The 23899-nt window shown below is 67.9% G+C and carries 22 protein-coding genes; all 22 read right to left on the bottom strand.

Annotated elements, in window-relative coordinates:
* Positions 1-436 precede the first annotated feature (436 nt).
* Positions 437-1696: a UDP-N-acetylglucosamine 1-carboxyvinyltransferase gene (gene murA, locus ACL03I_RS26125; protein ID WP_355073717.1), complete on the bottom strand. Its 1260-nt coding sequence runs from the start codon at positions 1694-1696 to the stop codon at positions 437-439.
* Between the two features lie 214 nt (positions 1697-1910).
* Positions 1911-2492, bottom strand: coding sequence for a cob(I)yrinic acid a,c-diamide adenosyltransferase (locus tag ACL03I_RS26120; protein WP_355073715.1), 582 nt, complete (start codon positions 2490-2492; stop codon positions 1911-1913).
* A gap of 57 nt (positions 2493-2549) precedes the next feature.
* A complete protein-coding gene (locus ACL03I_RS26115; protein WP_039796346.1) occupies positions 2550-2972 on the bottom strand; it encodes a DUF2550 domain-containing protein in 423 nt (140 codons plus the stop codon).
* 252 nt (positions 2973-3224) lie between these two features.
* Positions 3225-3602, bottom strand: a complete 378-nt coding sequence (locus tag ACL03I_RS26110) for a F0F1 ATP synthase subunit epsilon (RefSeq protein WP_355073713.1) — start codon at positions 3600-3602, stop codon at positions 3225-3227.
* Positions 3603-3608: 6 nt separating this feature from the next.
* Positions 3609-5057 (bottom strand): F0F1 ATP synthase subunit beta, encoded by a 1449-nt coding sequence (gene atpD, locus ACL03I_RS26105; RefSeq protein WP_355073712.1) that lies wholly within the window; start codon positions 5055-5057, stop codon positions 3609-3611.
* A 79-nt stretch (positions 5058-5136) separates the two neighbouring features.
* Complete coding sequence (locus ACL03I_RS26100; protein ID WP_355073710.1) at positions 5137-6108, bottom strand: F0F1 ATP synthase subunit gamma; 972 nt, start codon at positions 6106-6108, stop codon at positions 5137-5139.
* A 126-nt stretch (positions 6109-6234) separates the two neighbouring features.
* Positions 6235-7872: a F0F1 ATP synthase subunit alpha gene (gene atpA, locus ACL03I_RS26095; RefSeq protein WP_355073709.1), complete on the bottom strand. Its 1638-nt coding sequence runs from the start codon at positions 7870-7872 to the stop codon at positions 6235-6237.
* 54 nt (positions 7873-7926) lie between these two features.
* The gene (locus ACL03I_RS26090) at positions 7927-8736 is read right to left on the bottom strand and encodes a F0F1 ATP synthase subunit delta (RefSeq protein ID WP_355073707.1); all 810 of its coding nucleotides are present in this window, start codon (positions 8734-8736) and stop codon (positions 7927-7929) included.
* 19 nt (positions 8737-8755) lie between these two features.
* Positions 8756-9316: a F0F1 ATP synthase subunit B gene (locus ACL03I_RS26085; RefSeq protein ID WP_355073706.1), complete on the bottom strand. Its 561-nt coding sequence runs from the start codon at positions 9314-9316 to the stop codon at positions 8756-8758.
* 5 nt (positions 9317-9321) lie between these two features.
* Positions 9322-9570 (bottom strand): ATP synthase F0 subunit C, encoded by a 249-nt coding sequence (locus ACL03I_RS26080; RefSeq protein WP_039796339.1) that lies wholly within the window; start codon positions 9568-9570, stop codon positions 9322-9324.
* Positions 9571-9649: 79 nt separating this feature from the next.
* Positions 9650-10498, bottom strand: coding sequence for a F0F1 ATP synthase subunit A (gene atpB, locus ACL03I_RS26075; protein ID WP_355073704.1), 849 nt, complete (start codon positions 10496-10498; stop codon positions 9650-9652).
* Positions 10499-10769: 271 nt separating this feature from the next.
* Positions 10770-11225, bottom strand: a complete 456-nt coding sequence (locus tag ACL03I_RS26070) for a hypothetical protein (RefSeq protein ID WP_355073702.1) — start codon at positions 11223-11225, stop codon at positions 10770-10772.
* An 11-nt stretch (positions 11226-11236) separates the two neighbouring features.
* On the bottom strand, positions 11237-12394 hold the full coding sequence (locus ACL03I_RS26065; protein ID WP_355073701.1) for a glycosyltransferase family 4 protein: 1158 nt from the start codon (positions 12392-12394) through the stop codon (positions 11237-11239).
* Positions 12391-13059: an L-threonylcarbamoyladenylate synthase gene (locus ACL03I_RS26060; protein ID WP_412807165.1), complete on the bottom strand. Its 669-nt coding sequence runs from the start codon at positions 13057-13059 to the stop codon at positions 12391-12393. Before ACL03I_RS26060 ends, ACL03I_RS26065 begins: the two co-directional genes overlap by 4 nt.
* 580 nt (positions 13060-13639) lie before the next feature.
* Positions 13640-14518, bottom strand: coding sequence for a peptide chain release factor N(5)-glutamine methyltransferase (gene prmC, locus ACL03I_RS26055; protein ID WP_355073697.1), 879 nt, complete (start codon positions 14516-14518; stop codon positions 13640-13642).
* A 25-nt stretch (positions 14519-14543) separates the two neighbouring features.
* On the bottom strand, positions 14544-15614 hold the full coding sequence (gene prfA / locus ACL03I_RS26050) for a peptide chain release factor 1 (RefSeq protein WP_355073695.1): 1071 nt from the start codon (positions 15612-15614) through the stop codon (positions 14544-14546).
* An 82-nt stretch (positions 15615-15696) separates the two neighbouring features.
* On the bottom strand, positions 15697-15927 hold the full coding sequence (gene rpmE / locus ACL03I_RS26045; protein WP_039796334.1) for a 50S ribosomal protein L31: 231 nt from the start codon (positions 15925-15927) through the stop codon (positions 15697-15699).
* Positions 15928-16559: 632 nt separating this feature from the next.
* Positions 16560-18650: a transcription termination factor Rho gene (rho, locus tag ACL03I_RS26040; RefSeq protein ID WP_412807164.1), complete on the bottom strand. Its 2091-nt coding sequence runs from the start codon at positions 18648-18650 to the stop codon at positions 16560-16562.
* Positions 18651-18978: 328 nt separating this feature from the next.
* Positions 18979-19932, bottom strand: a complete 954-nt coding sequence (thrB, locus tag ACL03I_RS26035; protein ID WP_356969432.1) for a homoserine kinase — start codon at positions 19930-19932, stop codon at positions 18979-18981.
* 25 nt (positions 19933-19957) lie between these two features.
* Positions 19958-21079, bottom strand: a complete 1122-nt coding sequence (gene thrC / locus ACL03I_RS26030; RefSeq protein ID WP_356969450.1) for a threonine synthase — start codon at positions 21077-21079, stop codon at positions 19958-19960.
* A 23-nt stretch (positions 21080-21102) separates the two neighbouring features.
* On the bottom strand, positions 21103-22458 hold the full coding sequence (locus tag ACL03I_RS26025) for a homoserine dehydrogenase (RefSeq protein WP_355073690.1): 1356 nt from the start codon (positions 22456-22458) through the stop codon (positions 21103-21105).
* Positions 22455-23876 carry a diaminopimelate decarboxylase gene (gene lysA, locus ACL03I_RS26020; RefSeq protein ID WP_355073688.1) on the bottom strand — a complete coding sequence of 474 codons (1422 nt, stop codon included), beginning with the start codon at positions 23874-23876 and terminating at the stop codon, positions 22455-22457. Before lysA ends, ACL03I_RS26025 begins: the two co-directional genes overlap by 4 nt.
* Positions 23877-23899 lie beyond the last annotated feature (23 nt).

The raw sequence follows: 23899 nt of genomic DNA, 5'->3' as shown, positions 1-23899 counted from the left end.
TGTCCGCCAGCCGGAAATTAGCTGACTAAATGTCCGACCCTCCACACGGGGAGTGAAAAGGCCGGAACCAAAAATATTTGGCACTGACATTCATCGACACACTATTGAGTTCTCAAAGAACACACGCACACACCATCGCCCGGTTTGAGCCGATTGATCGGTGAAGCAACTTTTCCAGCTTAGCTCAGCCGTGAACCCAGTTGCAAACTGAGGTCTCGTTCGAGCTAGTGTGACCGTCAGGCGCTCCTCGTCCTACCTCGTTTCCCTGGCCTCCCGCTCAGCGTTTCCGCTCAGCTTCTCGGCTCCGGGTCGGTGTCCGTGTCGCTCTGACTTGGAATAAGTTACGTGTCTGCGTGCACCATGTCAAATCGCCTGGTCAGCACGCATTTTCCGGAACGCTTTCGGTAACTCGCCACCGACCCGAACGCCGCGGCACTCAATCCGCGACGCCGACGCGCCTTACATCGCCACCGAGGGCCTGCAGCTGCTCGACGAAATTCGGATATCCGCGATCAATGTGGAAGACGTCGTGCACTTCGGTGGTCCCGTCGGCGACCAAGCCCGCGAGCACCAGACCCGCGCCGGCTCGAATATCCGACGACCACACCGGAGCGCTCGACAACCGCGGAATCCCACGGACCACCGCGTGGTGCCCATCGGTGCGCGCGTCGGCGCCGAGCCGGATCATCTCCTCCACGAACCGGAAGCGCGCCTCGAAGATGTTCTCGGTGATCATCGAGGTCCCGTCCGCGATCGACGCGAGCCCGATGGCCATCGGCTGCAAGTCGGTCGGGAAACCGGGGAACGGCAGGGTCGAGAAATTCACGGCGCGCGGACGCTCCGCCTGGACCACCCGGAAGCCGTCCTGCTCGAACGAAATGCGCGCACCCGCGGACCGCAGCTTGTCCAGCACCAGCGACAGGTGCTTGGGATTCACACCGGTGACGCGGATGTCGCCCAGCGTCATCGACGCGGCGATGCCCCAAGTCGCGGCGACGATGCGGTCCCCGATGACGCGGTGCGTGGTGGGCTCGAGCCGTTCGACCCCCTGGATGGTGAGCACCGACGTGCCCGCGCCGCTGATCCGCGCGCCCATCCGGACGAGCATGTTGCACAGGTCGACGATGTCGGGCTCGCGCGCGGCGTTGTCGATCACCGTCTCGCCCTCGGCGAGCACCGCCGCCATGAGGATGTTCTCGGTCGCGCCGACCGAGGGGAAATCCAGGCGGATGCGCGCACCCTGCAATTCGTCGGCCTTGGCGACCACACAACCGTGCTCGATCTCGCTGGTCGCGCCGAGTAGGCGCAGACCGGCCTGGTGCATGTCCAGCGGGCGGGAGCCGATGGCGTCACCGCCGGGCAGCGCCACGACGGCGCGCTTGCACCGCGCCATCAGCGGACCGAGCACGCACACCGACGCGCGGAACTGGGTCACCGCGGGGAAGTCCGCGTGATACTTCGGTTCGGCGGGCGTGGTGATGGCGACCACTCCGCCGTCGATGGTCACGTCGCAGCCGAGACCGCGTAGGACATCACCCATCAGCGGCACGTCGAGGATGTCCGGGCAGTTCGTGATCGTGGTGGTGCCCTCGGCCAGCAGCGCAGCGGCCATCAGTTTGAGGACGCTGTTCTTGGCGCCCCCCACCGTGACCTCACCGACGAGTCGATTTCCGCCGGTAACCAAAAACCGTTCCATGCCGCCTCTCCGCGTATTCGGCGCACTGTTGGTGCAAGGATAGTTGGGGCGGCGCACTCCGGTGCCGCCTCTCCACGACTCCCCTCGCCTCCGGACGTTTTCGCCGTTGGAGCGAGTGCCGCGGGATGGGCGTACTGCGATCGACGAGGTGGTCTCGTCACCTTGCCGGCAATACCCAGTGATCGCTCGGGTACTCGCCTCGGGTGCTACGCGATCAGACGCCCGGCCGTTTCCCGCCGGGCTTCCACAGGATATCGCCGCCGGGATTGGCGACCCGGCTCAGGATGAACAGCAGATCCGAGAGGCGATTGAGGTACTTGGCCGGCAGCGCGTTGGTGTCCTCCGGATGGCACTCGATCGCCGCCCAGGCCGAGCGCTCCGCACGGCGGGCGACCGTACGCGCGGTGTGCAGCAGGGCCGCCAGCGCGGTACCGCCGGGCAGGATGAACGAATCGAGCGCAGGCAGTCCGGCGTTGAACTCGTCGCACCACGCTTCGAGCCGATCGATGTAGGGCTGGGTGACCCGCAGCGGCGGGTACTTCGGCTCCGCGACCACCGGGGTGGAGAGGTCGGCCCCGGCGTCGAACAGATCGTTCTGTATCTGTCGCAGCACCGCGAGCATCGTTTCGTCCGGGCCGCCGAGGGCGATCGCGACGCCGATGGCGGCGTTCGTCTCATCGCAGTCGGCGTAGGCGACCAGGCGTGGGTCGGTCTTCGCGACCCGGGAGAAGTCGCTCAATCCCGTGGTCCCGTCATCGCCGGTCCGCGTGTAGATCCGGGTCAAATGCACGCTCACAGCACAACCCTAACGGGCGCGGCCTGCTCGGGCCGCCGATAGCCGTCGGACCGGGAACTACAGCCCCGGCATCCGGCGGGTGCGATCGGAGGGGCGGGACTCCACCCAGGAGAGGAAGGCGGTCAAAGAGTCGCGATCCAGGGCCAACTCGAAGTCGCCCGCGCGGTCGGACACCGCGATCACTGCGATGTCGTCGGTCATGATGTCGTATTCGTCGCCACGGGGACCGCGGCGATCGCCGATCTCGATGCCCTGACGCCGGATGGTGGAATCCGGGCCGAGTTTCAGGCTGGTGAGTTTGAAGAAGACGAGACGATCCTCGTCATAGCGGATCAGGCCGTGCCGCCACCCCTGACCGCCGCGGGCGGGCAGTACGCGCAGGATCGCGGCAGTTCCGCCGCGCCGCAACATGATCAGGCGGTAAGTCGAGGCCAAGGCGAGGAACACGAGCGTTAGCACCAGAATGATCAGCAGAACCATCCCGGTTTGCAATGCCGTACGTCCCTTCGCTCCGCCGCCGTGTCGTCCACGGCATTCGATTGGCGGTGTACCAGCTTCTCGTGGTTTCGCGGGCTTTCGCCCCCGAGCCCGATGCTGACACCGCGTGCGGTCATTCAATCACGGCCCCGAGTTTACAAATGCCCCGGCCGTGTCCGACTCGCCTGAAAGACGCTGTCGGCGGTGAAGGAAGCTTCACCGCCGACAGCGATCGTTCTCGATGACAGGTTGTTGCTAGGCGTTCGCGTTCTGCTCGACCGCGCGCACCCGAGCCTGAGCGGCTCGCTGCTGCTCCTCGCTGGCGTCGGAGTCGGCCAGCACCCGGCGGGCCTCTTCGACGTCCACCTCGTCGGCGAATTCCGCCGACTCGGCGAGCACCCGAACCGAGTTCGCGGTCACCGAGAAGAAGCCGCCGTGCACCGCGGCGACGACCCGCTGACCATCGGTGTCCACGATCGCCACGGTGCCGCCCTCGACCAGCTGGCCGAGCAACGGCTCGTGCCCGGCCATGATGCCGATCTGGCCCTCGGTGGTCTGCGCGCTGACGAACGTCGCCTGGCCGGACCAGAGCAGTCGTTCGACCGCGACGAGATCGACTGACATTTCCGCCATCGGTGACTACTTTCCGAGGATCTTCTTCGCGGCCGCCTCGACATCGTCGAGACCACCGCAGCTGTTGAAAGCCTGCTCCGGGTAGTTGTCGAACTCACCCTTGCAGACGCGGTCGAAGTCGTCGATGGTCTGCTCGAGCGGCACGACCGAACCCACCTGACCGGTGAACTTCTCGGCCACGATGAAGTTCTGGCCGAGGAACTTCTCCAGACGACGGGCGCGGCCGACGAGCACCTTGTCCTCTTCGGACAGCTCGTCCATACCGAGGATGGCGATGATGTCCTGCAGTTCCTTGTACTTCTGCAGGATCCGCTTCACCTCGTTGGCCACCCGGAAGTGCCGGTCGCCGACGATCGATGCCTCCAGGATGCGGGAGGTCGAGGTCAGCGGGTCGACGGCCGGGTAGATGCCCTTCTGCGAGATCGGGCGGGAGAGCTCGGTCGTCGCGTCGAGGTGGGCGAAGGTGGTCGCCGGAGCCGGGTCGGTGTAGTCGTCGGCGGGCACGTAGATGGCCTGCAGCGAGGTGATCGACCGACCACGGGTCGAGGTGATGCGCTCCTGCAGCTCACCCATCTCGTCGGCCAGCGTGGGCTGGTAACCGACGGCGGAGGGCATGCGGCCGAGCAGGGTCGACACCTCGGAACCGGCCTGGGTGAACCGGAAGATGTTGTCGATGAACAGCAGCACGTCCTGGTGCTGCACGTCGCGGAAGTACTCGGCCATGGTCAGGGCCGAGAGCGCGACGCGCATACGGGTGCCCGGCGGCTCGTCCATCTGTCCGAAGACGAGGGCGGTGTCCTGGAGGACGCCCATCTCCTCCATCTCCAGGCGCAGGTCGGTGCCCTCACGGGTGCGCTCGCCGACGCCGGCGAACACGGAGGTGCCGGAGAATTCCCGCGCGATACGGGTGATCATCTCCTGGATCAGAACGGTCTTGCCGACACCGGCGCCACCGAACAGACCGATCTTGCCGCCCTTCACGTACGGGGTGAGCAGGTCGATGACCTTGATGCCCGTCTCCAGGATCTCGGTCTTGCCCTCGAGCTGGTCGAACGACGGCGGCTTGCGGTGGATGCCCCACTGTTCGCCCTCGCGGCCGAGGCCGGGGGTGTCCAGGCAGTCGCCGAGGGCGTTGAAGACGTGGCCCTTGACCACGTCACCGACCGGCACCGAGATCGGCTTGCCGGTGTCGGTGACGGTGGCACCGCGGACCAGGCCGTCGGTCGGCTGCATCGAGATGGTGCGCACGATGTTGTCGCCGAGGTGCTGGGCGACCTCGAGGGTCAGGGTCTTGGCCACCGAGGTCAGGGTGATCTCGGCGTGCAGAGCGTTGAACAGCTCGGGAATGGCTCCGCGCGGGAACTCGACGTCCACGACGGGGCCGATGACCCGGACGACGCGGCCTGCGGCGCCGCCGGTCCGGCTCGTGTTGTCTTGAGTGACAGCTGCGGTCATTGGTGTTGGTTCTCTCCGTGTCGATGTGCGGCCTTCGAGGGGCCTTCTACGTGCCCGTCGCTCAGGCCGCTGGTGGCGCTCAGTCGCGGTCCGAGCTCGACGCCAGCGCGTTCACGCCGCCGACGATTTCGCTGATTTCCTGCGTGATCTGGGCTTGGCGCACCGAGTTCGCCTCGCGCTGGAGCACGCTCGCGAGTTCGTTGGCGTTGTCGGTGGCGGCCTTCATTGCGGTGCGCCGAGCCGCTGACTCGGATGCCGCTGCCTCGAGCAACGACGCGTAGATGCGCGTGTTGACGTACTTGGGCAGCAGCGCCGCCAGCAGCACATCGGCGTCGGGCTCGAATTCGTACTGCGCGTGGACGTCCGCGGTCGGTGAATCCGACACGATGTCCTCACCCAGGTCGAAGTTCTCGTCGACGTAGCTCACCTGGATCGGCGCCAACCGGCGCACCTCAGGGGTCTGCGTCAGCATCGAGACGAAGCGGGTGTACACGACGTGCAGCTCGTCGACACCGGCGATGTCACCCGTCCCGTTCGGAGCGGGCACCGCCCCGTCGGAGCCTGCCATGAAGGCGTCGACCAGGTGGTGGCACGCGGACGAAGCATCGGAGTACTTCGGCTGCTGCGAGAACCCGGTCCACGCCGACACGTACGAGCGATTGCGGAAGGCGTAGTACGTCAGGCCCTTGTTGCCCATGACGTAGAGCACCGGCTCTTTGCCTTCGTCACGCAAGGTGGTCATCAGCTCTTCCGCGCGCTTGAGCACGTTCGAGTTGTAGCCACCGCACATGCCGCTGTCACTGGTGATCACCAGCACGGCCGCCCGGCGCGGGTTGGCGCGCTCGGTCAGCAGCGGATGGGAAAGGTTCTTCGACGCGCTCGCCAGCTCGCTGAGGACCTTGGTGATCTCCTCCGCGTACGGCTTCGCGGCCGCGACCCTGGCCTGGGCCTTGGAGATGCGCGAGGTCGCGATCAGCTCTTGGGCCTTGGTGATCTTCTTGATCGAATTCACACCACGAATGCGGGAGCGCAATTCACGCAAGCTTGCCATCAGCGGTTCACACTCCCTTCATTCGCTGCGTGGGATGGGCGGCATCCGCCGGGCACGAGGTGGTCGCTGCCACCCTCGTGCCCGTCGCGCATGCCGCGGATCGAATAGCGCATTTGCCGACCCGCGTTACTTCTCGACGTGCTTGCGGGTCACCGACAGCGACTCGACCTCTTCGTGGTCGAGCTGGCCGGCTTCGGCCTCGTTGACCACGGGGGTGCCGTCGGAGGTGAGGAAGGTTCCCAAGAACTTCTTGGTCGCCGCCTCGACCTGCTCGGCCGTCTCGCCGGCGAGCACCTTGCCGCCCTCGATCGCCTTGAACACGTCGGCGGCGCTGCGGTGCAGCTCCTCGAGCAGTTCGGCGTTGAAGCGGCGGATGTCCGCGACCGGGATCGAGTCGAAGTGGCCACGGTCGACCAGGTAGATCGAGATGATCTGATCCTCGACCGGCACCGGCGAGTACTGGTCCTGCTTGAGCAGCTCGACCCAGCGGGCGCCGCGCTCGAGCTGAGCCAGCGAGGCCGCGTCCAGGTCGGAGGCGAAGGCGGAGAACGCCTCCAGCTCGCGGTACTGCGCCAGCTCGAGGCGCAGCGAACCGGCCACCTTCTTCATGCCCTTCGTCTGGGCGGCGCCACCGACACGGGAGACCGAGGTACCGACGTTGATCGCCGGGCGGACACCCTTGTTGAACAGGTCGGACTCGAGGAAGACCTGACCGTCGGTGATGGAGATGACGTTGGTCGGGATGAACGCCGAGATGTCGTTGGCCTTGGTCTCGATGATCGGCAGACCGGTCATCGAGCCCGCGCCCAGCTCGTCGGACAGCTTCGCACAACGCTCCAGCAGCCGGGAGTGCAGGTAGAAGACGTCACCCGGGTAGGCCTCGCGGCCCGGCGGGCGACGCAGCAGCAGCGAGATGGCGCGGTACGCCTCGGCCTGCTTGGTCAGGTCGTCGAACACGATGAGCACGTGCTTGCCCTGGTACATCCAGTGCTGGCCGATGGCCGAACCGGTGTAGGGGGCCAGCCACTTGAAGCCGGCGGAGTCGGAGGCCGGGGCGGCGACGATGGTGGTGTACTCCAGCGCGCCGTGCTGCTCCAGCGCGGCCTTGACGCCCGCGATGGTGGAGCCCTTCTGGCCGATGGCTACGTAGATGCAGCGCACCTGCTTGGTCGGGTCGCCGGTCTCCCAGTTGGCCTTCTGGTTCAGGATCGCGTCGATGCAGACCGCGGTCTTGCCGGTCTTGCGGTCGCCGATGATCAGCTGACGCTGGCCACGGCCGATGGCGGTCAGCGCGTCGATCGCGGTGATGCCGGTGGCCAGCGGCTCCTCGACCGGCTGGCGCTCCAGCACGGTGGCGGCCTGCAGCTCGAGCACGCGCTGTTCCTCGGACTCGATCTCGCCGAGGCCGTCGATCGGCTGGCCCAGCGGGTTCACCACGCGGCCGAGGAACTTGTCGCCGACCGGAACCGAGAGCACGTCACCGGTCCTGCGGACCTCCTGGCCCTCCTCGATCTCGGCGTACTCGCCGAGGATGACCGCACCGATCTCACGGTCCTCGAGGTTCAGCGCGACGCCGAGCACGCCGCCCGGGAACTCGAGCAGCTCGTTGGCCATTGCCGAAGGCAGACCGCTGACGTGCGCGATGCCGTCACTGGTGTCGGTGACCACACCGACTTCTTCGATGGAGGTCTCGGGGGTGTAGCTCTTGGTGTAGCTCTCGATCGCGCTACGGATCTCGTCGGAGGAGATCGTCAGCTCCGCCATGTTCTTCCTGCTCTCGCTGTCTGGGTCTGGAATGTCGGGGGTGGTGGAAGCGCGCTAGGTCAGGGCCCGGCGCAGCTTCTCCAGTCGGCCGAGTGCGCTGCCGTCGATCACGTCGTCACCGACGCGCACCACGACTCCGCTCAGCAGACTCGGGTCGACCTGGATGTGCACCGTGGTCGCCTTGCCGTAGATGCGCCGCAGCGACGCGGCCAGCCGGTCGCGCTGCTGCTCGCTGAGCCCGATCGCGGCGCGCACGTGCGCGACGATCTGATCGCGACGCGCCGCCGCGAGGTCGGCCAGCTCGTCGAAGGCGGCGCTGATGCCCGACCGCTGCCTGGTCACCACCTGCTCCGCCAGGGTCAGGGTGATGGGCTCCGTCTTACCGGCGAGCAGCCGGTTGACCAGCTCGCTCTTGGCCGAGGCCTGCTGCGACCGATCCGACAGTGCCTGCTCCAACTCGGGGTTGTCGCTGATGATCCGGCCGAGCCGGAACAGCTCGTCCTCCACCGCTTCGAGCCGGCCACGCTGGGCCGCCGACTCCAGCAACGCCTCCTGGCCGAGCAGCACCAAGGTGTCCACCAGGTCGGAGGTGCGCGACCAGTCCTGGGCCACCGCGGTGGTCAGCACTGCCAGCGTGGCAGCGCTGACCTTGCCGCCGAAGACCCGCTCGCACAGTTCCGCGCGCACGGAACCCGGCACCGACACGTCCGCGAGCGCCACACGCAGCGAACGCTGGTCGTCCAGCACGGCGACAACGGCGAACAGTTCCGAGCCCGTCGTGGCCGCAGCACTGTCGCTTCCGGTCAGAGCGGCCCGAAGCGCCTCCCGAGACCGGGCACTGGCCTCGCGGCTCGCTGCGTACATGCTTCTCACTTTCGCGTCGTTACCTTCCGACCCCGATGCCTGCGTCGGTCTGGTCGAGCTCGTCGAGGAACCGGTCGATCGAGGCGGCCTGCTTGGCCTCGTCCGAAACCGACTGCCCGATGATCTTCTCGGCCAGGTCGACGGCCGTGCGGCCGACCTCGTGGCGCAGCTCCGTCAGGATCTGCTGGCGCTGTGCTTCCAGCTGGGTGTGGCCCGCCGCGATGATGCGATCGGCTTCGGCCTGGGCCTCCGAGCGCATCTGCGCGAGGATCTCCTGGCCCTGGGTGCGCGCGTCCTCCCGGATGCGCGCGGCCTCGAGCCGGGCCTCGGCCAGCTGCTGCTGGTACTGCTGCAGGGTGAGCTGAGCTTCTTCCTGCGCGGCTTCCGCGCGAGCGATGCCGCCTTCGATCTTGTCCGAGCGCTCGTCGAGCGTCTTCATCAGGCGCGGGACCACGTACTTGTAGAACAGGGCCGCGATGATGACGACGCAGACGATCGACCAGACGATGTCGTACGTTTCGGGGATGAGAGGATTCACATCCTCTCCCTCCGCCGCCGCGAGCAAAACTGACTCGTACATCGGAATCAGAAAATGAAGCCGGCGACGAGACCGATAAGGGCGAGGGCCTCGGTGAACGCGATACCGAGGAACATGTTGGTGCGGATGGTGCCCTGCAGCTCAGGCTGACGCGCGATGCCCTCGATGGCCTTGCCGACGACGATGCCGACGCCGATGCCGGGGCCGATCGCGGCGAGACCGTAGCCGACGGCGCCCAGGCCCTTGAAGGTGCTCTCGTTCGTGGCGGCTTCCTGGGCCAGGTAAGCGAGGCTCATGAGTCTTCCATTCCCTTTCTGTTGCTCACCCGCCGGTCGGCGTGGTGTAGCAGGTTTTCCGGTAGTTGTGTCGGTCAGGTCAGTGATCGGCCGCGTGCTGTGCGAGTCCGATGTATACGGCGGTCAGCAGCGCAAACACGTAGGCCTGCAGGAAGATGACCAACAGCTCGAAGAGCGTGAATCCGAGTCCCGCGACCAGCGAGAACGGCGAGAACACCTTCATCCACGAGGTGGCGTCGAACAGGAAGAACCAGGTCGCGCTGAAGAACAGCACCAGCATGATGTGGCCGGCCAGCATGTTCGCCATGAGTCGGACGGTCAGCGTGAACGGACGCAGGATGAAGGTCGAGACGAACTCGATCGGAATCAGCAGCACATGCAGCGCGGGGGGAACGTTCGGAACGACGATGCTGCTGCGCATGTAGTTGAAGAAGCCGTACTTCCTGATACCGACGTAGTTGAACGCCAGGTACGCGATGACGGCCAGCACCAGCGGCATGCCGATTCGGGCGTTCGACGAGATGTTCAACCCCGGAACGACACCCGAGAAGTTCAGAAAGAGGACCGTGAAGAAGATCGTCGCGATCAGCGGGAAGAACTTCCGTCCCGTTTCCTTGCCGAGGACCTCGTCGCAGATCTGCTCTTTGACGAAGACCAGGCCGATTTCGGCGACATTCTGCAGGCCGCGCGGAACGATCCGGGGCGAGCGGAATGCCAGCACCATCACGACCGAGAGAACAGCCGTCATCAGAATGCGGATCAGCATCAATCGATCGAGTTCGAACGGCGTTCCCTCGAACAGCACAGCTGGAGGGAAGAAGTCGGTAAGCGACGGCGCGTGGAACTCGGCCGCCAGAGTGGTGACGCTCAGCGTTCTCTCCCGTGTTCGGGCCGCGGGTACGGTCATTCCCGCGGTTCGATCGGACATTGACGATCAATTTGGGTCGACTCAGGTCGGCTCGAAGTTCGTCAGCAGCTGTGCGGTGGTTCGAAATCCACCAGGCGTCTGTACGTGTGTCGGCGACATTCGTCGACATGCAGAACCGGAACACCCCTCGGAGCCCGGCACGGCAGTAAGCATAGCGGCCCATGCAGGGGATCTCGGCGGTGACCCCTCACTGATCCCCGACTTGGTCGCTTGCTTACCAACACTTTACCAAGTCATCTACGACAGCGTGTAGGGGGTGGGGGGTTTTTCGTTACTGGCGGGTATCGGACGTGGGTTCCGAGTCGGTCGTCGTCACGTACGGAACCTTCTGCCGGACAACGCCGTACGTCTCCGCACCGAGCACGATCACCAGGGCGCCGACCACGGTGAGGAACAACACGACCCGGTCGTAGAAGTCGAATCGGTGCAGGATCCCGACGACGATCAGCGCCACCAGGACCTTCCCCACCCAGCTGACCAGCATGACCAGCCCCGCGGTGCTCGGCGGCAGTTTCGCGCCGAACAGCACCACGGCCGCGGTGGTGAGGATGAAGCCGCCGCCGATCGCGGCGCCGAGCACCGCGCCCCACACGCCGGCGACACCCGAGACGGCCGCGCCCAGCGCGACCGACAGGACCACCAGCACGCCCAAGCCGATCAGTCCGTAGCGCAGCGCGGACCGCAGCGGCGCGTCGGGGCCGGGGACGGGTTCGGGTGTGAAGCTCACAGTCGCCGACTTTACCCGGACGCCGATCCGTCGCCCGCCGGGTCCCCACGCCGCAGCCCCGGAATAGCGGTGATCACCAAAGCGAAAACCAGCCCGCCCGCCATCAGCAACACGACCAGCCTGCGATCCATCAGCGAGGTGCCGACCGCGCCGAACGCGAGCACACCGACCCACAAATAGATCAACAACACCACGCGGCGATGGGAATGGCCGATCTGCAGCAAGCGATGATGCAAGTGCATTTTGTCCGGCGTCGAGAAACTGACGCCCGCGCGAACCCGTCGCACAATGGCGAGCAACAGGTCCAGCACCGGAATGAACATCACCGCGCCGACCAGCAACAGCGGAGAAAGCAGACCGACGATGTCGCGCGGACCGTATCCCTGCAGGGGGATTCGCCCCGAGGCGCCGGTCGAGACCGCGGCCAGCATCAACCCGATCAACATCGAACCGGAGTCGCCCATGAATATGCGCGCGGGCTGGAAATTGTGCGGCAGGAATCCGAGGCAGCCACCCGCGAGCGCGGCGGCGAGCAACGCGGGCGGGTAGGTGTCGACCGAGCCGCCCTGCTCGTTCATCAGACCGAGGCAGAACACGAAAACCGCCAGCGCGGCGATCAGCCCCAAGCCCGCCGCGAGGCCGTCCAAGCCGTCGACGAAGTTCATGGCGTTGACCAGGGTGACGGTGACCGCGACCGTAACGAGCCCGCCCTGCAATCCGTCCAGCACCACCGTGGTGTTGCTGAACGGATTGTAGATCACATACCAGCCCAATCCCATGACGGCCATCACGCCCGCCGCCGTCACCTGGCCCGCGAACTTCGTCAGCGCGTCGAGTCCCCAGCGGTCGTCGACGATGCCGACCAGCACGATGATCGTGGCTGCCACCAGCACGGCGATCGGGATGTTGGGTTTGTAGTCGAAGCCGCTGCGCAGCGCGGGCAGCTGGTGGGCGAACAGCACCGCGGCGACCACACCGATGTACATGCCGACGCCGCCCATCCGCGGAATCGGCTTGACGTGCACGTCCCGGTCACGCGGCACGGCCACCGCGCCGAAGCCGATCGCCAGCACCCGCACCCCACCGGTGGCCAGGAACGTCACCACCGCGGAGATGAGCAGCACGACGAGCAGCTCCCGGAGCGGGACGACGGCGCTCGAACCCATCATCCGAGCTGCGCGGCGCCGCTGAGCGCTTCCGGCGACATGCCGAGCACCTCGGCGATGTCGGCGACGGGCACCGCGCCCACGCGCAGGATGCGCGGCTGATCGGCGGTCAGGTCGACGATGGTGGAGGCGACCGCGTGTTCGGCCGGGCCGCCGTCCAGATAGACGCCGACCAGATCGCCGAGTTGATCGCGTGCCTCGGCTGCGGTCTTCGCCGGCGGCTGCCCGGACACGTTGGCGCTGGACACCGCCAGCGGGCCGACCTCGCGCAACAGTTCGAGCGCGACCGGGTGCAGCGGCATCCGCAACATCACCGTCCCGCGGGTGTCGCCGAGATCCCACGCGAGCGAAGGCGCTTGCTGCACAACCAGACTCAGACCGCCGGGCCAGAACGCCCGGATCAGCTCGCGCGCCTGCGCGCGCACCGAGAACACCAGGCCGTCGATGGTGTGCCAGGACCCGACGAGCACCGGCACCGGCATGTCCCTGCCGCGGCGCTTGGCCGCGAGCAACGAGCTCACCGCGGTCGAATCGAACGCGTCGGCGCCCAGCCCGTACAGGGTGTCGGTGGGCAGCACGACCAGACGTCCGGATTTCAGGGCGCTGGTGGCTGCGGACAGTCCCGCGGCGCGCGAGTCGGGATCCGCGCAGTCGTAGACGGTACTCACGGCAACCATCCTGGCATGCTCCCCCGCCTCTCCGCGTATTCAGGCCGTACTAGTGGGGTGAAACGAGAGTTGCGTTCAGGTCTTGCGCCGGGTGCCGAGCGAGTTCTGGGCGTGCCCGGCGAGTTACCCATGTGCTTACGAAATCAGTCGTCACGTGGGATGCGGCGGCTGTCGCCGCGCGTCGGGAGCATCCTCGAGGCGACTTTGCGGCTCGGTGCAATACGCGGCGCGCTCGCGATCGTCTCGAGTGCGGGCCTTGCAGTTGGCCAGCTCTACAGTGCCGCGCACGCCATAGTCGCCGAGGGCAAATCCCTCCGTTCGGCAGCGCACAGTGCCGTGCGGAGGCCGCGCCGATCCGTTGAGCCCAGTTCCCGGCATAGCGAACGATCGCGAATCGTCCCGCGCACGCCAGTGCGGCCGGAAAAGTCTCGGATCGCGCAGGGCATCGTCGTTGCTTCATCCGGCGGCACGTCGTCAGACGACGCTGTCATCAGAGGAATGGACGTGGTCGGCATCACGGGAGCCGGGAAAGACCACACGAATTCGGTTGCCCACGCGAGGAACCGCGCGGAAGACTCCCTCACGTGTGGGTGGCGGCGACGAAGCGGGGTTTGCCTGCCAAGTCGGGGTGTTCGACGACGTCGGTGAAGGCGCCGGTGGCGGTGAGGAGGGCGGCTACGCCGGAGCCGTTGGTGTCGTCGTGCTCGATGGCGGTGGCGCCGCCTGGGCGCAGCAGCCGGGTGATGTTCGGGATCATGCCGCGTATTACCGACAATCCGTCCGGGCCGCCGAACAAGGCGACGGACGGATCGTGCTCGGCCACTTCGGGGTCGAGACCTGCGCCCTCGGGGATGTAGGGCGGGTTGGACACGACGATGTCCACCCGGCCGTTCAGGTCGGTGAGCAGGCCGGGATCGGTGGCGTCGTCGGCGTAGAGGGTGATCGGGGTATCGCCCGCGGCGATCCGGTCGTCGGCGTTGCGCCGGGCCCAGACCTGCGCGGCGGGATCGAGTTCCACGGCGTGCACTTCGGCGTCGGGGCGCGCGTGCGCGAGGGCCAGTGCGAGCGCGCCCGATCCGGTGCACAGGTCGACGACGATCGGCGTGTGATCGTGCGGCAGCGCCTCCAACTGCGCCAGCGCCCAGGCGTACAGCAACTCGGTCTCCGGGCGCGGCACGAAGACGCCGGGGCCCACCGCGAGATCGAGCGCACCCATCACGGCCGTTCCAGTCAAGTGCTGCAACGGGATTCGCCGTGCCCGGCGGGCGACCAACTCGCGGTACTCGTCCAACTTGCCGGGCGGGACGAGCGGCGTCAGCACCAGCCTTGTCCGCTCCACGCCGAGGACGTGCGCGGCGAGATGTTCGGCGTCGGCCCGCGGGCTGTGCACCCCGGCGATCCGTAACGTCTCGATGGCGTCGTTGATGACGGGGCGCAGCGCTACTCGGCTCGTGGACATGACACCGACTCTGCCCGAAGGACGATCATTCCGCGGCCATACGCGCTTCGCGATCCGCCTTCCCCAGAGCGTCGAGCAGCGCGTCGAGTTCTCCGTCCAGCACGGCGTCGAGGTTATGCGCCTTGAAGCCGATCCGATGGTCGGTGATCCGGTTCTCCGGGAAGTTGTAGGTGCGGATGCGCTCGGAGCGGTCCACCGTGCGGATCTGGCTGGCGCGGCCCGCCGCGGCCTCCTGATCGGCCTGTTCTTCCGCCAGTGCCTGCAAACGCGCCGCGAGGACCTGCATGGCGCGCGCCTTGTTCTGCAGCTGGGAACGCTCGTTCTGGCAGGTGACCACGATGCCGGAAGGCAGGTGGGTGATGCGCACCGCGGAGTCGGTGGTGTTGACGCCCTGACCCCCCTTGCCGGAGGAGCGGTACACGTCGATGCGGAGATCGGACTCGTCGATCTGCACTTCTTCGATCTCGTCGGGTTCCGGGTAGATCAGCACGCCCGCCGCCGAGGTGTGGATGCGGCCCTGCGATTCGGTCACCGGGACGCGCTGCACCCGGTGCACACCGCCCTCGAACTTGAATCGCGACCAGACACCGTCGCGCGCCGCGTCGCGGCTCTTGATCGACAGCGTCGCCTCTTTGTATCCGCCCAGGTCCGACAGGGCGGCGTCGAGGATCTCGACCTTCCAGCCGTGGCGCTCGGCATACCGCACGTACATGCGGGCCAGGTCGGCGGCGAACAACGCGGACTCCTCGCCGCCTTCGCCGGACTTGACCTCGAGCACGACGTCGTCGCCGTCGTGCGGGTCGCGCGGGGCCAGCAGGTCGGCGAGGGCCTGTTCCAGTTCCTCGACCTGTCGTTCCAGATCCGGGATCTCCGCGGCGAACGCGGCGTCGTCGGCGGCGAGTTCCCGCGCGGCGGACAAGTCGCCGCGGGCCGTCTCGAGCTTGCGATAGGTGGCCATGACCGGGGCCAGCTCGGCGAATCGCTTGCCGACCCGGCGCGCGGCGCCCGCATCGTTGTGCAGCGACGGATCGGACAGCTGCGTCTCCAAGCCGGCGTACTCGGCCAGAATGTCGTCGATGGCGGACGGTTGCGTCACAGTGCTTCCTTCTCCTGGTAGCTGTCCATACAAAAACACCGACGCCCGGCCTGCGGGGCAGGACCGGGCGTCGGCGAGGAAGCTACTTGGCGTCGGCCTTCTTGCCGGCACGCTTGCCGTAACGAGCCTCGAAGCGGGCCACGCGGCCACCGGTGTCGAGGATCTTCTGCTTGCCGGTGTAGAACGGGTGGCACTGCGAGCAGACCTCGACGGTGATGTGTCCCGACTCCTTGGTGCTGCGAGTCTGGAAGGTGTTGCCGCAACCACAGACGACCGTGGTGTCGACATACGTCGGGTGAATTCCTGCCTTCATGGATGTCCTCTCGATTGTGGTCGCCGGGTCGCCCGCGCGAACGCGAAGCGTGAACCGGAACCGACTAGGCGGGAGCTCTGCTCACCTGAGCAGACGCAACGACCGTTCAGTATGCCAGAACTGCCGTTACGCTCCCAAAACGCCCCTGGCGAGTGGTTTGTTCCCACCCCAGGTACTCCCCCATCGTTCGCGCCCCCGGAAGTCCGGGCACGCGAATCCGCGCCACCTCCTGGACCCTGAAGTCGGGTAGTCCGCTACTCACGAATGTGAACGAATTCGTTCATAGAGTGGCAGACCTGGTGCACATCGGCGTGCCGAGACAGGAAGGAGACCCCGTGAACGTCCGGATCGCGGCCGCGATTTTCGTTCTGCTGTTTCTCTCGGTGGCCGTCGGTGTATCCGCGCTCCCCGCGAACCCGAACTATCCCGCGCCGAAGAACGCCGTGTACGTCCACACCTCGGAATCCGCCGCCCCCGATCCCGACGTCGGGCCCTGCGCGCTGATCATCGCTCTCCTCATCGGCGGCGCGGCCACGGTCGGCCTCGTATTCTTCGCTCCCCGGACGCCGAAAGGGTCCCGCATCAGCGGGACCCTTTCGGCCGTTGTCACGGCGCCGACCTGGCGCCGCTACTCACTCGTCGAGCGCGCCCGGCGCGGTCTTGCTCACCTGCATCAAGAACTCGAGGTTGTTCTTGGACTTCTTCAGACGGTCGATCAGCAGATCGATCGCCTGGTGCGAGTCCAGGCCGGACAGTACGCGGCGCAGCTTGTGCAGTACCCCCGCCTCGTCGGGGCTGAGCAGTAGCTCGTCCTTGCGGGTACCGGACGGGTTGACGTCCACCGCCGGGAACACCCGCCGCTCCGCGATCTTGCGGTCCAGCTTGAGCTCGGCGTTACCGGTGCCCTTGAACTCCTCGAAGATCACCGTGTCACCGGTCGAACCGGTCTCCACCATGGCGGTGGCGATGATCGTCAGCGAGCCGCCGTTCTCGATGTTGCGGGCCGCGCCGAGGAACCGCTTGGGCGGGTACAGCGCGGTGGAATCCACACCACCGGAGAGGATTCGGCCCGAGGCGGGCGAGGAGTTGTTGTACGCGCGCCCGAGCCGGGTGATCGAGTCGAGCAGCACGACGACGTCCTTGCCCATCTCCACCAGGCGCTTGGCGCGCTCGATGGCGAGTTCGGCGACCGAGGTGTGATCCGACGGCGGACGGTCGAAGGTCGAGGCGATGACCTCGCCCTTCACCGAGCGCTGCATGTCGGTGACCTCTTCCGGACGCTCGTCGACCAGCACCACCATCAGGTAGCACTCGGGGTTGTTGGTCGCGATCGCGTTCGCGATGTCCTGCAGGATCGTGGTCTTACCGGCCTTCGGCGGCGACACGATCAGGGCGCGCTGGCCCTTGCCGATCGGCATGATCAGGTCGATCACGCGGGTGGTCAGCTTGTTCTGCTGGGTCTCCAGCCGCAGGCGCTGGTTCGGGTACAGCGGGGTGAGCTTGCCGAATTCGGGACGGCGCTTGGCCGCCTCGACGTCGCCGCCGTTGACCGTGTCCAGCCGCACCAGCGGATCGAACTTCTGGCGCTGGTTGGACTGTTCGCCGTCGCGGGGGGCGCGCACCGCGCCGGTGATCGCGTCACCGCGGCGCAGGCCGTTCTTGCGGACCAGGTTCATCGACACGTAGACATCGTTCGGCCCGGCCAGGTAACCCGAGGTGCGGACGAAGGCGTAGTTGTCCAGCACATCGAGGATGCCCGCGACCGGCTGGAGGACGTCGTCCTCGCGGATCTCGAGCTCGCGGGTCTCGCCGCCACCGCCGCCGCCGTCGCGGTCACGCCCACGACGACGCTCCCGGAAGCGGCGTCCGCGCCGTCCGCGACCGCCCTCGTCGTCGTCGCCGCCGCGGCCACCCGCGCTGCCGTTCTGGCTCTGCTGGCCACGCTCGCCCTGGCCGCGCTCACCCTGGCCGCGCTCACCCTGGCCACGCTCACCCTGGCCACGCTCACCCTGGCCACGGTCACCCTGGCCACGGTCGCTCTGGCCGCGGTCGCGGCGGCGCTCGCCACCTTGCTCGGCGTCCTGCTTCGGTTCCTCGGTACGCGTCTCGGCCTGCGCGGTATCGGTCGCGGATCGCGCCTGGTCACGGCCGCGCCGCTGCCGACCGCGGCCACGCTGGCCGCTGTCTCGGCCGGACTCCTCGGTGGTCTCGGTCGCCGTGGACGACGCCGCCTCGGCGGCGGGCGCGGAATCGGCGGGGGCCGTCTTCGCCGGGGCGGGAGCCTCGCTGGGCGCGGCCGAAGCCGCGGGCGTCACGTCGAGGGTCGCCTGCTCGGCCTTGGCCGGCGCCTGCTCAGCGGGAGCGGCGGTCTTCGCGGGGGCGTCGGCCTTCGCGGGGGCGTCGGCCTTCGCGGGGGCGTCGGCCTTCGCGGTTGCCGCGGACTTGGCCTCGCTCTTGGCGGGCTTCTCCGCCTTCGCCGCCTTGCCCGCGGCCTGATTTTCCTTGATGGCGGCGATCAGATCGCCCTTGCGCATCCCGGAGGTGCCTCGGATACCGAGCTCCCCCGCGAGCGCACGCAACTGCGGCAACAACATTCCAGTCAGCCCCGATCGTGCGACGTCGGTGTGTTCGCTCATCTTCGAAATCTGTCCGGATTCACTATCGCGCTCGCCCGTCGGGTTCGATTCCACGCCGGGTGTCGCGAGCAGGTCCGTATCTGTCACGGAAATCCTTTCCTTCCCTCGATCGCCGTGTGCTGTTTCGAGGGTTCGTCCCGCAGCCCGGGCATTCTGCCGGACTGGGATGCGTCCGTCCGGGCGCTGTGTGCCGTATCACCTGCCCCGCCGGACCGGCGGCTTCTCCACCATTGGTGAAAGGTGGGGAGAGATCATTCCAGTTGCGCAGCTACGCAGCACCCCCATGGCCTGGAGGCTCGAGCCTGGAGCCTGCTGGAGCGATTGCCCTGATGAAGCACCGGCGTCTGATGCGCACGATGTACGGACCTGCCCAGAATAGCTGTCCATTGCGAATCTCGGCAAGACAGACTCGCCGTCAGTCGATCAGGACGCCTTCGGCGATTCCCGGCTCCACTACGCGCAGGCCGTCGGCCGCCGCCAGTTCGCGGAGTTCCGCGGGAAATTCGCTGGTCCCCAGGGCCAGGATGGTCGGTCCCGCCCCGGAGACGGTGGCCGCGATGCCCGCCGTGCGCAGGCGCGTGATCCAGGCGGTAGTCAGCGGTAGCGCCGGCGCACGCTGGGCCTGGTGCAGGCGGTCCGCGGTGGCGGGCAGCAGCAGGTCGGGACGCTGGGTGAGCGCCACCACGGCCAGCGCGGCGCGGCTGACGTTGAACGCCGCGTCGCCGTGCGGCACGACGTCGGGCAGCAGGCCGCGGGTGTGCGCGGTGGACGAGCGCTCCTCCGGGATCAGCACGACCGGGCGCAGCGCCGAATGCGCCTCCAGCCGCACCGCGCGGTAGACGCGACCGTGGTATTCCGTGCCCGGGGCCTCGTCGGCGGGGCGATCGCTCTCGGTCCACGAGACCACGATCCCGCCGAGCACGCTGGCCGCCGCGTTGTCCGGATGCCCCTCGAATTCCGCTGCCAGCTGCACCAATCTGTCGGCAGGCGTGGCCGGCGCCGAGTCCAGCTTCGCGGCGAGGGCGCACCCGGCGGCAAGTCCGCCGACCACCGCCGAGGCCGAGGACCCGAGGCCGCGCGAATGCGGAATCACGTTGCGGCACACCACATCGAGGCCGTCGGCCCACACCCCGGCCGACTCCAGGCCGCGCTCGATCGCGCGGACCACGAGATGCGAAGGGCCCCAAGGCACATCGTCGGCGCCCTCACCCTCGACCCGGATGGTGAGCCCGGAATCGGTAGTGCGCACCTGGATTTCGTCGTAGATCCCCAATGCCATACCGAGCGAGTCGAACCCGGGACCGAGGTTCGCGGTGGACGCGGGCACCCGGGCGGTCACGGTCAGACCGGCGGGCAGCGTCGCGCTCATGACCTGGCTGTCGCGCGAATTCAACTCAGGCCAGCTCTAATTCGGCGGCGACCGCGACCGGATCGACCGAGATCGGCTGCACCTTGGGCATGCCCGACAGCGCGGTGTCGGGGTCTTTGAGACCGTTGCCGGTCACGGTGCACACCACGGTGAGCCCGGCATCCAGCCAGCCCTCCTTGCGTGCGGCGAGCACACCGGCCACGCTGGCCGCCGACGCGGGCTCGACGAACACGCCCTCGGTCGCCGCGACCAGGCGGTACGCGTCGAGGATCTCCTCGTCGGTGGCGGCGCGGAAAGCGCCGCCGGACTGCTCCTTGGCCTCGACCGCGCCGTTCCAGGAGGCGGGCGCGCCGATCCGGATCGCGGTGGCGATGGTCTCGGGATCCTTCACCGGGGCGCCGTTGACCAGCGGGGCCGCGCCCGCCGCCTGCACGCCGAGCATGCGCGGCAGCCCGCCGGTGACGCCGTCGGCGTAGTACTCCCGGTAGCCACGCCAGTAGGCGGTGATGTTGCCCGCGTTGCCGACGGGAAGGGCGTGCACGTCGGGGGCCTTGCCGAGCACGTCGCAGATCTCGAAGGACGCTGTCTTCTGGCCCTCGATGCGGGCCGGGTTCACCGAGTTCACCAGTCCGATGCTGGGGAAGTCAGCGGTGACCTTGCGGGCGAGTTCGAGGCAGTCGTCGAAGTTGCCCTGCACCTGGATGATCTTCGCGCCGAGCATCACGGCCTGGGCCAGCTTGCCCATCGCGATCTTGCCCTGCGGAATCAGCACTGCGCAGCTCATGCCCGCGCGGGTGGCGTACGCCGCGGCGGATGCCGAAGTGTTGCCGGTGGACGCGCACAGCACCGCCTTCTGGCCGCGGTACTTGGCGTCGGTCATCGCCATCGTCATGCCGCGGTCTTTGAACGAGCCGGTCGGGTTCAGGCCCTCGACCTTCAGGTAGACCTCGCAACCGGTGATCTCGGACAGGTGCGGCGCGGGCACCAGCGGCGTTCCGCCCTCGTACAGCGTGACCGGCTCCCAGTCGGCCGCGCCGGCGAGCCGGTCGCGGTAGGCCGCGATCAGGCCCGGCCAGCGGGAGTGCACCCCTGCCTGTGGCGCGACGCCGGTCGTGTGCCCGCCCGTCTCCCGGCCGCCGCCCCTCATGGAGTCGTTGCGCGACGCTGTGGTCATTCTTCGGTGCCTTCCAATCTCAGAACGCTGGTCACGGATGTGACGGATGCCATTCCCGCCAGTGCGGCCACGGTGTCCGCGAGCGCCGACTCCACGGCGTGGTGGGTCACCACGACCAGGCGCGCACCCGAGCCGTGCCCTTCTTGACGGACGGTCGAAATGCTCACCCCGTGTTTGGCGAATTCGCCCGCCACCGCGGCCAGGACTCCAGGACGGTCCTCGACTTGCAGGTTCACGTGATAGCGGGTGGGCGTATCGCCGATCGGCGCGATCGGTAGCTCAGCATAAACCGATTCGCCGGGAGCGCGACCCCCATAGAACTTGTTCCGTGCCGCCATCACCAGATCGCCGAGTACGGCCGACGCGGTCGGAGCGCCGCCCGCGCCCTGCCCGTAGAACATCAGCCGCCCGGCGTTCTCCGCCTCGACGACCACCGCGTTGAACGCACCGGTCACCGCGGCCAGCGGGTGCTTGCGGGGGATGAGCGCCGGGTAGACGCGCACCGAGACGCGCTCTTTGCCGCCGTCCTCCGGTCCGGGCTCGCCGGGACCCGCGTCCACCCGCTCGCAGATGGCCAGCAGTTTGACCGTGCAGTCGAGCGCGGAGGCGGTTTCCAGATCCTCGGCGGTGATCCGCGAGATGCCCTCGCGGTAGACATCGGCGGCGGTGACCCGGGTGTGGAACGCCAGCGAGGCGAGGATCGCGGCCTTGGCCGCGGCGTCGTAGCCCTCCACGTCGGCGGTCGGGTCGGCTTCGGCGTAGCCCAGCCGGGTGGCCTCGGCCAACGTCTGCGAGTAGTCGGCGCCGGTCTCGTCCATCGCGGAGAGGATGAAGTTGGTGGTGCCGTTGACGATGCCGACGACCCGGTTCACCCGGTCGCCCGCCAGCGACTGGATCAGCGGGCGCACCACGGGGATGGCGCCCGCGACGGCGGCCTCGAAGTACAGATCGGCGCGACTGGCTTCGGCCGCGGCGGCGAGCTCGCCGGTGTAGTCGGCCAGCAGCGCCTTGTTCGCGGTCACCACGGATTTGCCCGCATTCAGCGCGGCCAGGATCAACCGGCGCGGCGGATCGATGCCGCCGATCACCTCCACCACCAGGTCGACGTCGTCGCGGGCGACCAGCGCGTCCGCGTCGGTGGTGAGCAGGTCCGCGGGGATGCCGCGGTCGGTGTCGAGGCTGCGCACGGCCACCCCGCGGAGCACCACCGGCGCGCCGACGCGGGAACGCAGGTCCTCGGTGTGCTCGCGCAGGATGCGCACGACCTCGGTGCCCACATTGCCCATGCCGAGGACCGCGACCCCGATCGGGCGATCGGTCCCCCACACGCCGTTCTTCGCGTTGGCCGTCACGCTTCCACCTCCAAGCTGAGCAGGTCCGCCACCGTCTCCCGGCGCAGTATCAGGCGCGGCTGTCCGTCCCGCACCGCGACGACCGCGGGACGGGTCAACTGGTTGTACCGGCTGGACATCGAGTAGCAGTACGCGCCGGTGGCGGCGACGGCGATCAGGTCGCCGGGGCCGACGTCGGCGGGCATCCAGGTGTCCCGGATGACGATATCGCCGCTCTCGCAATGCTTTCCGACGACGCGCGCGACCACCGGCCCGGCCTGCGACGACCGCGAGACCAGACGGCAGTCGTAGTCGGCCTGGTACAGCGCGGGCCGGATGTTGTCACTCATGCCGCCGTCGACACTCACGTACCGGCGGCGCAGACCGCCGTCCAGCGAGACGTCCTTGATGGTGCCGACCTCGTAGAGCGTCACCGTGCCGGGCCCAGCGATGGCGCGGCCGGGCTCGACAGCGATCGTCGGCGTGGGCAGACCCGCGCGTTCGGCTTCGGCTGCGACCAGTTCGCGCAGGCTCGCCGCGAACCGGTCCAGCGGCGGCGGGTCGTCCGACGGAAGATACGAAATGCCAAGTCCGCCACCGAGATCCAGCGTCGCGATCTGTGCGGTGCGCTCAATGCCGAATTTGTCGATGGCCTCGCGGAGCAGGCCGAGCATGCGCCGCGCGGCGATCTCGAAGCCGTCGATCTCGAAGATCTGCGAGCCGATGTGGCTGTGCAGGCCGACCAAGCGCAGGTTGTCGGCGTCGAAGACGCGCGCGAGCGCCTCCATCGCGTCGCCGCCCGCGATCGAGAAGCCGAACTTCTGGTCCTCGTGCGCGGTCGAAATGTATTCGTGGGTGTGGGCTTCCACCCCGACGGTGACCCGGACCAGCACGTCCTGCACCACGCCCGCGCGGCTCGCGACGGCCTCCAGGCGCTCGATCTCGATGAGCGAGTCCACCACGACGTGGCCGACGCCCGCGGACACCGCGGCTTCCAGCTCGGCGACGGATTTGTTGTTACCGTGCAGGGCGATTCGCTCCGCGGGGAAGCCCGCGTGCAACGCGACGGCGAGTTCGCCGCCGGAGCAGACGTCCAGCGAGAGGCCCTCGTCCCGGATCCAGCGGGCGACCTCGCCGCACAGGAACGCCTTCGACGCGTAGTGGACTCGCGCGTTCGCCCCGAACGCGCGGACCATGTCGCGGCAGCGGGAACGGAAGTCGTCCTCGTCCACCACGAACAGCGGGGTGCCGAACCGCTCGGCCAGCTCGTACACCGGCACGCCCGCCAGGTGGACCACGCCCGCGTCGTCGCGGGTCGCGTTGCGCGGCCAGACGTTCGCGGGCAGGTCGATCATCTGCCGCGGATCGCTCGGGCGCTCAGACAGATTCGGCGCATGCGGAATCTCGGCATGCCGGGGACCGGCGGGATGCGCGCTCATAATTCCACCTCGCTGCGCTCGCT

The sequence above is a fragment of the Nocardia sichangensis genome (assembly GCF_047200615.1).
Classification (GTDB): Bacteria; Actinomycetota; Actinomycetes; order Mycobacteriales; family Mycobacteriaceae; genus Nocardia; species Nocardia sichangensis.
The sequence above is the reverse complement of the archived record's forward strand: the minus strand, read 5'-3'. Positions and strand labels throughout refer to the sequence as shown.

What these genes read in the sequence shown, in the direction of transcription:
- murA (WP_355073717.1), bottom strand. Translation starts at nt 1,696, where the DNA reads ATGGAACGGTTTTTGGTTACCGGCGGAAATCGACTCGTCGGTGAGGTC.
- ACL03I_RS26115 (WP_039796346.1), bottom strand. Translation starts at nt 2,972, where the DNA reads ATGGTTCTGCTGATCATTCTGGTGCTAACGCTCGTGTTCCTCGCCTTG.
- ACL03I_RS26110 (WP_355073713.1), bottom strand. Translation starts at nt 3,602, where the DNA reads ATGGCGGAAATGTCAGTCGATCTCGTCGCGGTCGAACGACTGCTCTGG.
- atpD (WP_355073712.1), bottom strand. Translation starts at nt 5,057, where the DNA reads ATGACCGCAGCTGTCACTCAAGACAACACGAGCCGGACCGGCGGCGCC.
- ACL03I_RS26100 (WP_355073710.1), bottom strand. Translation starts at nt 6,108, where the DNA reads ATGGCAAGCTTGCGTGAATTGCGCTCCCGCATTCGTGGTGTGAATTCG.
- atpA (WP_355073709.1), bottom strand. Translation starts at nt 7,872, where the DNA reads ATGGCGGAGCTGACGATCTCCTCCGACGAGATCCGTAGCGCGATCGAG.
- ACL03I_RS26090 (WP_355073707.1), bottom strand. Translation starts at nt 8,736, where the DNA reads ATGTACGCAGCGAGCCGCGAGGCCAGTGCCCGGTCTCGGGAGGCGCTT.
- ACL03I_RS26085 (WP_355073706.1), bottom strand. Translation starts at nt 9,316, where the DNA reads ATGTACGAGTCAGTTTTGCTCGCGGCGGCGGAGGGAGAGGATGTGAAT.
- ACL03I_RS26080 (WP_039796339.1), bottom strand. Translation starts at nt 9,570, where the DNA reads ATGAGCCTCGCTTACCTGGCCCAGGAAGCCGCCACGAACGAGAGCACC.
- atpB (WP_355073704.1), bottom strand. Translation starts at nt 10,498, where the DNA reads ATGTCCGATCGAACCGCGGGAATGACCGTACCCGCGGCCCGAACACGG.
- ACL03I_RS26065 (WP_355073701.1), bottom strand. Translation starts at nt 12,394, where the DNA reads ATGATGGGTTCGAGCGCCGTCGTCCCGCTCCGGGAGCTGCTCGTCGTG.
- prmC (WP_355073697.1), bottom strand. Translation starts at nt 14,518, where the DNA reads ATGTCCACGAGCCGAGTAGCGCTGCGCCCCGTCATCAACGACGCCATC.
- rpmE (WP_039796334.1), bottom strand. Translation starts at nt 15,927, where the DNA reads ATGAAGGCAGGAATTCACCCGACGTATGTCGACACCACGGTCGTCTGT.
- thrB (WP_356969432.1), bottom strand. Translation starts at nt 19,932, where the DNA reads ATGAGCGCGACGCTGCCCGCCGGTCTGACCGTGACCGCCCGGGTGCCC.
- thrC (WP_356969450.1), bottom strand. Translation starts at nt 21,079, where the DNA reads ATGAGGGGCGGCGGCCGGGAGACGGGCGGGCACACGACCGGCGTCGCG.
- lysA (WP_355073688.1), bottom strand. Translation starts at nt 23,876, where the DNA reads ATGAGCGCGCATCCCGCCGGTCCCCGGCATGCCGAGATTCCGCATGCG.